The following is a 12,771-nucleotide window of genomic DNA, read 5'->3' as shown; positions in this document are numbered from 1 at the left end:
CATGGCCGCAGACGCCATGCCCCGCTCTCCCGGAGGCAGCGACGCTCCCGGACCGCCCGTCCTGGAAGCCCTCGCCGACGTCGCCTACACCCCGTACTGGCTGGACGACCCCGGACGGCCCCGCCCGAACCCCGCCCTGGTCGGCGACGAGCGCTGCGACCTGCTCGTCATCGGCGGCGGCTACAGCGGACTGTGGACCGCCCTGACCGCCAAGGAACGCGACCCCGGCCGCGACGTGGTCCTGGTCGAGGCCCAGGAGTCCGGCTGGGCCGCCTCCGGCCGCAACGGCGGCTTCTGCGCCGCCTCCCTCACCCACGGCCTCGGCAACGGCGCTGCCCGCTGGCCCCAGGAACTGGCCGCACTGGAACGGCTCGGCCACCGCAACCTCGACGCCATCGAAGCCGCGGTCGCCCGCTACGCCATCGACTGCGACTTCGAGCGCACCGGCGAGATCGACGTCGCCACCCGGCCCCACCAGATCGCCGAACTGCGCGAAACCGCCGCCCGGGCCGCCGCGCTCGGCGTCACCGAGCCCCGGTTCCTGGACCGCGACGCGGTGCGCGCCGAGGTCGACTCGCCCACCTTCCTCGCCGGGCTGTGGGACCGCCGGGGCGTGGCCATGCTGCACCCCGCCAAGCTCGCCTGGGGCCTGAAGCGGGCCTGCGCCGAGCTGGGCGTACGGATCTACGAACACACCCCCGCCGAGCAGCTGAGCCGCGCCGGAACCGGCACCTCCGGCATGCTGGCGCGCACCCCCTACGGCCGGGTACGGGCCCGGCGGGTCGCCCTCGCCACCAACGCCTTCCCGGCTCTGGTGCGCCGCGTCCGCCCGTACATCGTCCCCGTCTACGACCACGCCCTGATGACCGAGCCGCTGACCGGCGCCCAGCTCGCCGCGATCGGCTGGCAGCGGCGGCAGGGCCTCAGTGACACCGCCAACCACTTCCACTACTTCCGCATCACCGCCGACCACCGCGTCCTGTGGGGCGGCCACGACATCGTCTACCGCTACGGCGGCGGGGTGCGCGCCGAATACGACCACCACCCGGCCACCTACCGCACCCTCGCCCAGCACTTCTTCCGCTGCTTCCCGCAGCTGGAGGGCGTGCGGTTCAGCCATGCCTGGGGCGGCGCGATCGACACGTGCTCCCGCTTCTCCGCGTTCTTCGGCAGCGCACACGGCGGACGCGTCGCCTATGCCCTCGGCTACACCGGCCTCGGCGTCGGCGCGAGCCGCTTCGGCGCCGAGGTGATGCTCGACCTGCTGGCCGGGGACCACACCGAGCGGACCCGGCTGGAGATGGTGCGCAGCAAGCCGCTGCCGTTCCCGCCGGAACCGGTCCGCTGGGCGGGGATCGGCCTCACCCAGTGGTCGATGAGCCGGGCCGACGCCAACGGGGGACGGCGCAACCTGTGGCTCAAGGCGATGGACCGGATGGGGCTGGGCTTCGACAGCTGAGGTCCCTCTGCCCGCTTACCCGGTCTTTTGCCGTACGCGCAGGACCGCCCACAGCAGACAGCCGCACAGACACCAGCTCCCGGCCACGTCCAGCGGCCAGTGGTACGCCCGGCGGACCAGACCCACCCCCACCGCGAGGTTGAGCAGGACGACGGCGCCGATCAGCCACCCCCGGAGCCGTCCGCGCAGGAGAGGGAGCAGCAGCACGGCCGCCGCGCCGTAGGCGACGACCGCCGTCGCGGCATGGCCGGACGGGAAGAACCCGGTCTCGCCCGCCAGCGGGCCGGGCGGGCCCGGGCGGTCGATCAGCGCCTTGAGCGGCGCGACCAGGGCCGGGACCGCCGCCATCGCCAGCGCGGCGGCCAGCGGCCCAGGCCAGCGGCGCGCTGCCGCCGGGGAGCGCCACGCCGCGCAGGCGAGCGCGACGCCGAGGACCGGGAGCGCCACCGCCGTATTGCCGAGGTCGGCGAGGAACTCCGCGACGGGGGAGGGGAAGGGCGATCCGGCGATCGCGCGGCCGAGCCGCTCGTCGAGCGTCAGCAGCGGACCGTGGGCGGCGACCTGCCAGGCGCACAGCGCGAAGATCACCAGCAGCACCGTGGGGAGGGCGAGCGCCCGGAGGAAGACAGACGGCGGCCCCGGAACAGGGGGGGTGGTTCCGGGGCCGCCGTGGCGACCGGTGTGCCGCACGCCCCGGGGGGTTTGGGGCGGGCGGCCGTCCGATCGGTGAGGAGATCCGGAGCCGGAGGCTCCAGTGGTGTGCGCGAGGGCACAGCCGGGTCGGGGCTGGGGAAGCACCGGCTCGGCATCGCCCGCAGTCCCCTGCGAGCGGGGTGTTTCTCTCATCTGCAACGACCGTACGGCAGCGAGAGGCTGTCGGACAGGCCGATCACCCACCTGTCATCGGCCCCGCACATCTTCTTCACGCGGCTCGACGATCCACCCACAGTCACAGCTCGGCGAAGGCAGCCTCGAGGACGTCCAGCCCCTCGTTCAGCAGGTCCTCCCCGATCACCAGCGGCGGCAGGAAACGCAGCACGTTCCCGTACGTACCGCAGGTCAGGACCAGCAGTCCGGCGGCGTGGCAGGCCTTGGCGACGGCCGCCGTCGCCTCCGGGTTGGGGTCCTTCGTGCCGGGCTTCACCAGTTCGACGGCGATCATCGCGCCGCGGCCCCGGAGATCGCCGATGAGGTCGAACTTCTCCTGCATCGCGGACAGCCGGCCCTTCATGACCTCCTCGATGCGCTTGGCCTTCGCGTTGAGGTCCAGCTCGCGCATCGTCTCGATCGCTCCCAGCGCCGCCGCGCACGCCACCGGGTTGCCGCCGTAGGTGCCGCCGAGGCCGCCGGAGTGCGCCGCGTCCATGATCTCGGCGCGGCCGGTGACGGCGGCCAGCGGAAGCCCGCCCGCGATGCCCTTGGCGGTGGTGATCAGGTCCGGCACGATGCCCTCGTCCTCGCACGCGAACCACTGGCCGGTGCGGCAGAAGCCGGACTGGATCTCGTCCGCGACGAAGACGATGCCGTTGTCCTTCGCGAACTCGGCGATCCTCGGCAGGAAGCCCTTGGCCGGTTCGATGAAGCCGCCCTCACCGAGGACCGGCTCGATGACGATCGCGGCCACGTTCTCCGCCCCGACCTGCTTGCTGATCATGTCGATGGCCTGGGCCGCGGCCTCCTCGGCACAGTTCTCCGGGCCCGTCAGCCAGCGGTAGGGGTAGGCGAGCGGAACCCGGTAGACCTCGGGCGCGAAGGGGCCGAAGCCGTGCTTGTACGGCATGTTCTTGGCGGTGAGCGCCATGGTGAGGTTGGTCCGGCCGTGGTAGCCGTGATCGAACACGACGACCGCCTGGCGCCTGGTGTACGCGCGGGCGATCTTCACCGCGTTCTCGACCGCCTCCGCGCCCGAGTTGAACAGCGCCGACTTCTTGGCGTGATCGCCCGGCGTGAGCCGCGCCAGCTCCTCGCAGACCTCCACGTACCCCTCGTACGGCGTCACCATGAAACAGGTGTGCGTGAAGTCCGCCAGCTGCGCCGACGCCCGGCGCACCACGGCCTCGGCGCTGGAGCCGACCGACGTCACGGCGATGCCGGAACCGAAGTCGATCAGCGAATTGCCGTCCACGTCCTCGATCACACCGCCGCCCGCACGCACCGTGAAGACCGGCAGCACACTGCCCACACCGCCGGCGACCACCGCGTTCTTACGGGCGAGCAGCTCCTGCGACTTCGGGCCGGGAATCGCGGTGACGACGCGACGCTCCTGGGGGAGGGACGGGCCTCCGGACAGTTCGGTCATGAGGTACTCCACGGAAAGAAAGGGACGTGACAGGGGCTTTACTCGCAGGCTAGGCGCGCGGCGAGCGAAGCGGCATGTTCCGTTCGGGAGCACTGGGTGGGGTGCGTTGTCCGCGACGGCCATAGCCGTGGCCCCGGCGCCTTCCCGGCACCTTGTGAGGTGCCACCCCGGTGGGGTCGCTGAACTCCCCGGGCGGGAACACTAGATTGAGCGGTGGCGCGGTGGCGCGAAACGCAGAGGCACAGCCGGTCAGGGGGCAAGGGGTAGCAGATGGACACCGAGGGCACGTTCGACTCCCGCAACACCCGACCCACCCCCCCGCCCATCCCCCCTGCCCCGCCCGGGGTGCCTGACCGGCCTCCGTATGCCCAGCCGTACCCCGAGCAGGCGCCCGCGACGGCCGTGGGCCGGCCGGCGGGGCCGCCGCCCATGCCGTCGGCAGCACCCACGACCCCGTCCGCGACGGTCTCAGGCGCGCGGCCGTCCTTCGCCGCATGGCTGCGGGCGCCGCGCTCCGAGGAGGCGGGGCCGGGGGTGTGGCGGTATGGGCACAAGCCCAAGCCATCGGAGGATCCGGAAAGGATCCCCGGACGACGCCTGATCAGCGGCGCGCTGATCGCCGGCCTCTGCGGCTGGTTGGTCTGGTCGCTGCTCTGGAACGGGTACCTCGGCGGCTACTGGCTGTGGCCGATGTATCTGCTGACCCCCGACTCGTGGTACGAGCGCGGAGGCAACACAGACGCAGGCTGGTGGTCTCAGCGCATCTATATCGGCGTCTGCGTCGCCGTCCTCGCCGTCCTCTTCGGCCGCGTCGGCCACTGGGGCGAAGTCTGGCGCCGCTACGTCACGCCCCTCTTCCGGCGGGCCTGGGACGAGACGGACGCCGCGGCCGAGCCGAGTCGGCCCGAGGCCGACCCCGTCGAGTGGCCGCATCTGCGGGCCGCCGGGGCGCATGGGGCGGCTGATCGGCTGGCGGCCGACGCGCGGGCCGGGGCGATGAACGACGTCGATCACGCGCGGATCGAGCACGCCTGGCAGTCCGTGCGGGCCGGACGGAATTCGCTCGCCGCGTTCACCGACACCGTGCTGCGCCACGGCGCCGCCTCGCACGGCCATCCGTCCGGCGCCCGGGACCTCCCCGCGCGCACGGCCGAGCACGATCTGCTCGCCCGCCAGGTCCGCCTCGGGACCGCCCTCGACGATCCGCGCAATCCGTATCAGCACCGCGGCGCCGGGCTCGCGCTCGACCCCGATGTGCTGGGGACCTCGCTGCTCGCCGTCGGGCCGCCCGGGTCGGGGAAGACCGGGCGGCTGGTGCGGCCCGTCGTGGAGTCGCTGTGCCTGCAGGCGCTCGCCGGACGGGTCGCGGTGGTGGCCGTGGGGGCGGCGGGGGCGGGTCTGGGCACCGACGAGGCGTTCGACGTCGTCGTGAAGATCGGCCGGCCCGACTCCGTCTACGACTTCGACCTCTACGGCGGCACCACGGACCCCGACGAGGCCGCGGGCATCCTCGCCGAGGCGCTGATCGGCGACATGGCCGCCTCGCTGCCCGGCGGCGACAGCCGCCGGGCAGCGACGGCGCTGGCCCAGCTGCTCGGCCCCTATCGCGCCGCTCACGGCCGCTTCCCGGCCGTGCCGGAGCTGCGCGAGCTGCTCGACGGCGCGAAGACGGCGGTCGGCGCGCTGCGCGAGGCGCTGGAGGCGGCGGGGGAGCGGGCGCAGGCGCGGGAGCTGGAGGCGCGGGTACGGCAGTCGGGTGCGCCCGGGGACGTCGGCGCGCTGCTGGCCGACCGGATCGCGCTGCTGGACCGGCCCGCGTTCGCCGACTTCTTCGACACCACCGGCGACCGCCGTCCGTTCTCCCTCCGCGCCCTCGAACACCCGTTGCGGGTCCGGATCGATCTGCCCGAGCGCGGGCACGCCGAGGCGTCCCGCATGCTGGCCCGTCTCGTGCTCGCGCAGTTCACCGAGTGCGCCGTGGGCCGCGCCGACCGGTCCCTCTTCGCCTGCCTGGTCCTCGACGACGCGTCGCACACCATCACCCCCGAGGCGCTGCGCGGCATCCAGCGCCTCCGCGCCGCCCACGCGGGCGCGGTGCTCACCCTCCGCACCCTCGACGACGTTCCCGAGGCGCTGCGCAGCGCGCTGCTGGGGGCGGTCGGGTGCCGGATGGCCTGCGCCGGGGTGACGACGTGGGACGGGGCCCGGTTCGCCGAGGTGTGGGGCACGGAGTGGGTCGAGACCCGGGACGTCACCGACCGGCAGATCATCTCGGACGAGCCGTTCACCAAGGTCCTGCACTTCATTCGCAAGGTCGTGACGGGGAAGGCCGTCACGACCCAGTCCGTGACGGTGCGCAAGGTGGAGCGCGAGCGCTGGTCCGCCTCGGAGCTGGCGCATTCGGTCCCCGCCGGGCACGCGGTGCTGTCGGTGACGTCGGTACGGGGCGAGGGCGGGCCGCCGGTGCTGGTGGATCTGCGCGGGTGACCGGCCGGCGCCGTACGGCAACGGCGCGGATACCACGGATTCGTCCATTGAGGCAGAATCGGCAGTAGCCGTTCATACGGGGCGGTGCAGTCGCATTCCGTGAAGTCGCATTCGTCGTCGCATCCGCATCGAAGGTGCCATGCCTCCCACGCTCGCCTCACTCGTCCACCACACCGCGCTCAAGCTGTCCGTCCTCGCGGGAGAGGACCGGCTGGAGACGCCGGTGCGCTGGGCCCATGTCAGCGAGCTCGCCGACCCCGTGCCGTATATGGAGGGCGGCGAGCTGCTGCTCATCACCGCGATGAAGCTGGACGCCGAGGACCCGGCCGCCATGGCCCGCTACGTCCGGCGGCTGGTCGGCGCGGGGGTGGTGGGGCTGGGCTTCGCGGTCGGCGTCGCGTATGACGAGGTGCCGGGGGCGCTCGTGGCCGCGGCGAAGGAGGAGGGGCTGCCGCTGCTCGTGGTGCCGCGCCGTACGCCCTTCATCGCCATCAGCAAGGCCGTCTCGGCGGCGATAGCCGCCGACCAGTACCGCGCGGTGACCGCCGGATTCGAGGCGCAGCGCGAGCTGACCCGCGCCGCGATCGGCGCCGAGGGGCCCGCCGCGCTGCTCGCCCGGCTCGCCGCGCACGTCGACGGCTGGGCGGCGCTCTACGACGCCTCCGGCTCCGTGGTCGCCGCCGCCCCCGACTGGGCGGCCCGCCGCGCCGCCCGGCATACGGCCGACGCCGAGCGGCTGCGCGCCCGGCCCGCCCCGGCGAGCGTGGTGGTCGGCGGGGGCGGCGCGGAGGCGGGCGACGAGGCGACGGACCGGGTGGAGCTTCAGTCGCTGGGCACCGGGCGCCGTACCCGGGGCGTCCTCGCGGTCGGTACGGGCGCGCCGCTGGGCACCGCCGAGCGCTACGCCGTGCACTCGGCCGTGGCGTTGCTGACCCTGACCACCGAGCGCTCCCGGGCCCTGCGGGAGGCCGAGCAGCGGCTGGGCACCGCCGTGCTGCGGATGCTGCTCGCGGGGGAGCCGGACCATGCCCGTGCGGTGGCCGGGCGGCTGTACGGGGAACTGCTGGACGCCCCCTTCCGGATGCTGGTCGCGGAGGCGGTGCCGGGCGGTGGTGGGCAGGCGTCGCACACGGCGTACGCCACGGACGAGACGGCGGCGGAGACATCCGCGGACGGCGATACGAGCGGTGGCGCGGGCGACCCGGACCGCGCCGATCCCCTCGGCGCGCTCGTGGACGCCATGGAGGCGGCCGCGGCCCGCGCCGGCGAGGCGGTGCTCGTCGTGCCCGACGGCGAACGGCTGATCGTGCTGGCCCCGGACGGCGGAGCCGCGGTCGCCGGCTGTACGGAGCACGCCGAGGGGATCGAGAGCCGCCGCGGTACGGCGACCCGCCCCCGCGACCGCGGCGCCGCCGCGGCCCAGGGCGGCGACCTGGTCATCGGCCTGTCCGCCCCGGCGGGCCCCATCGCGGCGGCGGCCGCCTACCGGCAGGCGGAGCAGGCCCTGTCGGTGGCCCGGCGGCGCGGCCGGGTGCTGGTCGAGCACGAGCACGTCGCGGCGGGTTCGCTGCTGCCGCTGCTCGCCGACGACGCCGTACGGGCCTTCGCCGACGGCATGCTGCGCGCCCTGCGCGACCACGACGCGACGGGCCGCGGCGACCTGGTCGCCTCGCTGCGCGCCTGGCTGTCCCGGCACGGGCAGTGGGACGCGGCCGCCGCCGACCTGGGCGTCCACCGGCACACCCTGCGCTACCGGATGCGCCGCGTGGAGGAGATCCTGGGCCGTTCCCTCGACGACCCGGATGTCCGCATGGAGCTCTGGCTGGCCCTGAAGGCCACGGCCCCGGCGACGCCCACGCTGAAGTCGTCCTGAGGAAGCCACAGGGGGTCACGCCATTGCGGTGCGCTGCGGGCGCCGACTGCGCCGCCTCGGACAAACGCGCCGCGCGTCCCACGCGCCTACGGTGGGAGGCGAGAGACAACCGCACCATCACCCCACCACTTCAGAAGGGTCGGGATCCGCTGTGCCAGACACAAACGAAGCTGTCACCCATGCGTTCTGGCTCGCCGGTCGCGAGGCGACGGGCGAGAGCACGCTCGAGGTCACGTCGCCCTGGGACGGCCGGCGCGTCGGCGCGGTGAGCGTCCCCACCGAGGCACAGATCGAGGAGGCCGTGGCGGCCGCCGAGGCCGTGCGCGGGGAGTTCGCCGCGACGCCCGCGCACGTACGGGCCGCCGCCCTCGACCACGTCGCGCGACGGCTCGCCGAGCGCACCGAAGAGATCGCCCGGCTCATCTCGGACGAGAACGGCAAGCCCATGAAGTGGGCGCGCGGTGAGGTCGGCCGCGCCGTCTCCGTCTTCCGGCTCGCGGCGGAGGAGGCCCGCCGGTTCAACGGCGGCGAGGCCCAGCGGCTGGACACCGACGCCGGGGGTGAGGGGCGGCTCGCGCTGACCCGCCGCTTCCCGCGGGGCACCGTGCTCGGCATCGCGCCGTTCAACTTCCCGCTGAACCTGTGCGCGCACAAGGTCGCCCCGGCCCTCGCCGTCGGCGCGCCGATCATCCTCAAGCCGGCGCCCGCGACCCCGCTGTCCGCGCTGGTCCTCGGCGAGCTGCTGGCGGAGACGGACCTTCCGGCGGGCTCCTGGAGCGTGCTGCCGGTGCCGAACGACCAGATGCCCGCGCTGGTCCAGGACGAGCGGCTGCCGGTCATCTCCTTCACCGGTTCGGACAAGGTCGGCTACGCGATCCAGGCGTCCGTGCCGCACAAGCACTGCACGCTGGAGCTGGGCGGCAACGGCGCGGCGGTGGTCCTGTCCGACTACGCCGCCGACGCCGACCTCGACTGGGCGGCCACCCGCATCGGCACGTTCTCCAACTACCAGGGCGGCCAGTCCTGCATCTCCGTGCAGCGGGTGATCGCGGACGCGTCGGTGTACGAGCGGCTGCTGCCGAAGGTCGTCGCGGCCGTCGAGGCGCAGGTCACCGGCGATCCGTCCGAGGACGCGACCGATGTCGGCCCGCTGGTCAACGAGGACGCGGCCAAGCGCGTCGAGTCCTGGGTGGACGAGGCGGTCCAGGCCGGTGCGAAGCTGCTGACGGGCGGCAAGCGCGAGGGCGCGAGCTACGCCCCGACGGTACTCGCGGACGTCCCGGCGGACGTCACGATCTCCTGCGAGGAGGTCTTCGGCCCGGTGCTCACCATCCAGCGGGCGGCGGACGAGGAGGCGGCGTTCGCGGCCGTCAACGACTCCAAGTACGGGCTGCAGACGGGCGTCTTCACCCGCGATGTGCAGACCGCGTTCCGCGCGCACCGCGCGCTGGAGGTCGGCGGGGTGATCGTCGGCGATGTGCCGTCGTACCGGGCCGACCAGATGCCCTACGGGGGCGCCAAGAAGTCCGGCGTGGGGCGCGAGGGCGTGCGGTTCGCGATGGAGGACTACACCTACGAGCGGGTCATGGTCCTCACCGGGATCGACCTGTAGGCCCACCGCCGGATCGGATACGGCCCGCCCCGGGCTTCTACGGGCCCTCAGCCTTCGAAGCCGAGGCGGGCCAGCCGCAGGGCCCCGCGCAGCGTGACGTGGAGGTCGTGCACGCCGGTCGGTGGCGTGGGCAGATCGGCGCGGACGGCCGTGTACGCGTAGCGGCCGCCGGTGGGCGGGATGGCGACGGTGGCCAGGGGCGTGCCGTCGGCGAAGTGGAGTTCGACCGCCGCCTCGTCGACTGCCGCGCCGCTGTCCGTCGCGCCGCTGCCCGTCGCCCCGGCCGCCCCCTCGCGCGCCGCCTCGACCGTGACCGCCGTCGCGCCCGCGCCGAAGTCGCAGGCGCGGAAGAGCAGCCGGCCGACCGCCTCGTCGCCGCACGCCACGGCGTCACCGCGCGCCTTGGCGCGGTCGACGAGCACGGTGCCGTCCGCCGCGTCGTAGTCCGCGGCCTCCAGCCCGCGCCGCAGCACCGGGCGCGGGGCGGGTGGCGGGCCGTCGAGGGTGAGGGCGGTGGTGCGGCGGATGTCCGCGCTGGAGGCGCCCGCGTGGATCTCGTAACGGTCCGGGTCGACGGTCCAGCGGCCGTGCGCCACGTCCCAGAACCCCAGTGCCTCGTCCACCGGAACGGTGAAGAACAGCCGCACCCGCTCGCCCCGGCGCAAGGCCACCCGGCGGTGGGCGATCAGCCGTCGGTGCGGGCGCGGCACGCGCGCCCCCGGCGCGCTCACATAGATCTGCGCCACCTCGTCGCCGTCGCACGGGCCGGAGTTGGTGACCGTGCACTCGACGTCCAGCACCCCGGCAGGGGCGGTGTCGTCGTGCTGCCGCACCGACAGGTCGTCGTAGTCGAAACGCGTGTACGACAGGCCGTGCCCGAAGGGGAAGAGCGGGGCGCCGTCGAAGTAGAGGTAGGTGGCGCGGGAGGCGATGATGTCGTAGTCCAGCAGGTCGGGCAGCTCGTCCTCGGAGGCGTACCAGGTCTGCGGCAGCCGCCCGGCCGGTGAGACGTCGCCGAACAGCACCCGGGCCAGTCCGGTGCCCGCCGCCTGGCCGCCGTGCGCGGTCCACAGCAGGGCGGGCAGCGCGTCGGCCGCGTCCCCGACGGCGTACGGATAACTGCTGGTCAGCACCAGCGCGGTGCGCGGATTGGCGGCGTGGGCCGCGCGCCACAGCCGGTCCTGCCCGGCGGGCAGGGCGAGGGTGGCGCGGTCCTCGGTCTCGCGGCCGTTGATGTGCGGATCGTTGCCCAGGACGACGACGACCGTGTCGGCGGCCGCGGCGGCGCGCGCGACGGCGTCCTCGCCGCGTTCGACGACGTGCCGGTGGAAGACCTCGGCCCGGGAGCGGTCGGCAACCTTCAGGCCCTCGGCGGCGACACAGACATATCCGCCCGTCCCGCCGTGTCTGAGGAGATGTCCGTCCCCGTGCCGCTCCAGCGCGAACGTCTCCTGGACCACCCAGCCGCCGGGCTGCTCGGCGGCGGCCCGTACGAAGCCGTCCCCGGCGACCGTCAGATAGCGGCCGGAGGGGGCGCGCAGCGTGAACACGCCCCCGCCCCAGTCGGCCAGCGCCAGGTCGGTGGGGGTGTCGCCGATGGTCAGCGGCGGCAGATCGGTGCGCGCGGCCAGTTGCGCCGGATTGAGCGACGCCTCCCGCGCCCCCTCCCGGTCCCTATCCCCGGCCACGGCACCGGGCGGCACCCGAACCCAGCCCGCCGCGGTGCGCAGCCGTACGGTGTCCGTTCCCTCCACGTACACCACACGGTCCGCGCCGAGCCGCGCGGCCAGCGCCTCGCGCGGCGAACTGCGGCGCAGCAGAGCGCCGCTGTACCAGTCGAGCTTGCACTCGTCGGCGAGCGGGCCCACCACGGCCAGCGTGCCGGTGGTGGACGGCGACAGCGGCAGCAGCCCGTCGTTCTTGAGCAGGACGACGGCCTGTTCGGCGGCCTCCAGGGCGAGCGCCCGGTGCGCGGGCGTGTCGAAACCGGCGCTCCGCGGGTCGGCGTACGGATCGTCGTCCCCGTCGAACTCGCCCAGCGCGCACCGCATCGTCAGCAGCCGCCGCACCGCCGTGTCGATCACGGAGGCGTCGATGAGCCCGCGCTCCAGCGCGCCCCGCACCCGGCCGATCGTCTTCGAGGCGTCCTGGTCGTGGTCGGTGAAGCTGTCCACCCCGGCCAGCAGGGCGGCCGCCACGCCCTCCTCATGGGTGGCGAAGTAGTGCTCGGAGTCGACCAGGTTGGACGGCGCGCCCGCGTCCGAGCAGACCACCAGCTCCTGGCCGGTCCAGGTGCGCAAGTGGTCCCGCAGATACGGGGAGACATGGTTGGGCCGCCCGTTGACCAGGTTGTACGCGGGCATCACCCCGGCCACCGCGCCCGCCCGCACCGCGCCGCGGAAGGCCGCGAGGTCGTATTCGTGCAGGACGCGCGGGCGCACGGAGGACGACGTGGTGTCGCGGGCGGTCTCGTTGTTGTGCGCCAGCCAGTGCTTGAGGACCGGGGCGGTGCGCCAGCGGTCCGGATGGTCGCCGCGCAGCCCGCGCGTGTACGCGGCGGCCAGGGCGGAGGTGAGGTACGGATCCTCGGCGTACCCCTCCTCGTTGCGGCCCCAGCGCGGATCGCGCAGCAGATTGACCGTGGGCGCCCACACGTTGAGCCCGACCCGGGGGTCGCGGGCGCGCATGGCCCGTACCTCGGCGCCGACCGCCTCGCCGATCCGCCGCACCAGGTCCGGGCTCCAGGTGGCGCCGAGCCCGACGGCCTGCGGGAACACGGTCGCCGGTCCCATCCAGGCGACGCCGTGCAGCGCCTCCTGCCCGGTGCGGAAGGCGGCGAGGCCGAGCCGTTCCACCGCGGGGGCGTACTGGTGGAGCATCGCGATCCGCTCGTCGGGCGTGAGCCGGGTGAGCAGGTCGTCCACGCGGGCGCCGAGCGGCAGCCGCGGATCGCGGAAGGGCGGACGGGTCGCCGGCGCACCGGGCTCGCAACCGCTCACAGGTCTCCTCGCGGAGGTCGGAGGTGTGATTCGAAGCGCTTC

Annotated in this window: 7 protein-coding genes; 4 read left to right on the top strand and 3 right to left on the bottom strand. The window is 74.3% G+C overall.

Annotation, left to right across the window (positions count from 1 at the left end; translation table 11 throughout):
* The first annotated feature begins 1 nt into the window (after position 1).
* Positions 2 to 1,459 (top strand): FAD-dependent oxidoreductase, encoded by a 1,458-nt coding sequence (locus ACFZCY_RS27065; RefSeq protein ID WP_391178548.1) that lies wholly within the window; start codon positions 2 to 4, stop codon positions 1,457 to 1,459.
* A gap of 15 nt (positions 1,460 to 1,474) precedes the next feature.
* Here the strand turns inward: ACFZCY_RS27065 and ACFZCY_RS27060 are convergent, their stop codons facing one another.
* Together ACFZCY_RS27060 and gabT are read right to left on the bottom strand one after the other, a co-directional pair.
* On the bottom strand, positions 1,475 to 2,149 hold the full coding sequence (locus tag ACFZCY_RS27060) for a phosphatase PAP2 family protein (protein ID WP_391178545.1): 675 nt from the start codon (positions 2,147 to 2,149) through the stop codon (positions 1,475 to 1,477).
* A 259-nt stretch (positions 2,150 to 2,408) separates the two neighbouring features.
* The gene (gene gabT / locus ACFZCY_RS27055; protein WP_391178541.1) at positions 2,409 to 3,758 is read right to left on the bottom strand and encodes a 4-aminobutyrate--2-oxoglutarate transaminase; all 1,350 of its coding nucleotides are present in this window, start codon (positions 3,756 to 3,758) and stop codon (positions 2,409 to 2,411) included.
* A 270-nt stretch (positions 3,759 to 4,028) separates the two neighbouring features.
* On the opposite strand from gabT, the gene ACFZCY_RS27050 reads away from it, so the two are divergent.
* The 3 genes from ACFZCY_RS27050 to ACFZCY_RS27040 all read left to right on the top strand — a co-directional run bounded on the left by ACFZCY_RS27050 (position 4,029) and on the right by ACFZCY_RS27040 (position 9,730).
* Entirely contained in the window at positions 4,029 to 6,245 is a 2,217-nt protein-coding gene (locus ACFZCY_RS27050) for an ATP-binding protein (protein WP_391178539.1), read from the top strand.
* Between the two features lie 139 nt (positions 6,246 to 6,384).
* Entirely contained in the window at positions 6,385 to 8,118 is a 1,734-nt protein-coding gene (locus ACFZCY_RS27045) for a PucR family transcriptional regulator ligand-binding domain-containing protein (protein WP_391178536.1), read from the top strand.
* Between the two features lie 151 nt (positions 8,119 to 8,269).
* Positions 8,270 to 9,730 (top strand): aldehyde dehydrogenase family protein, encoded by a 1,461-nt coding sequence (locus tag ACFZCY_RS27040; protein WP_391178534.1) that lies wholly within the window; start codon positions 8,270 to 8,272, stop codon positions 9,728 to 9,730.
* 47 nt (positions 9,731 to 9,777) lie between these two features.
* Here ACFZCY_RS27040 and ACFZCY_RS27035 read toward each other — a convergent pair whose 3' ends face one another.
* Positions 9,778 to 12,729, bottom strand: coding sequence for a glycoside hydrolase family 3 C-terminal domain-containing protein (locus ACFZCY_RS27035; protein ID WP_391178531.1), 2,952 nt, complete (start codon positions 12,727 to 12,729; stop codon positions 9,778 to 9,780).
* Positions 12,730 to 12,771 lie beyond the last annotated feature (42 nt).

The organism is Streptomyces sp. NPDC007983 (assembly GCF_042958345.1).
Lineage (GTDB): Bacteria > Actinomycetota > Actinomycetes > Streptomycetales > Streptomycetaceae > Streptomyces.
This window is presented reverse-complemented; position numbering and strand designations above follow the sequence as displayed.

Coding starts and splice junctions, on each gene's coding strand:
- ACFZCY_RS27065 (WP_391178548.1), top strand. CDS start 2: ATGGCCGCAGACGCCATGCCCCGCTCTCCCGGAGGCAGCGACGCTCCC.
- gabT (WP_391178541.1), bottom strand. CDS start 3,758: ATGACCGAACTGTCCGGAGGCCCGTCCCTCCCCCAGGAGCGTCGCGTC.
- ACFZCY_RS27050 (WP_391178539.1), top strand. CDS start 4,029: ATGGACACCGAGGGCACGTTCGACTCCCGCAACACCCGACCCACCCCC.
- ACFZCY_RS27045 (WP_391178536.1), top strand. CDS start 6,385: ATGCCTCCCACGCTCGCCTCACTCGTCCACCACACCGCGCTCAAGCTG.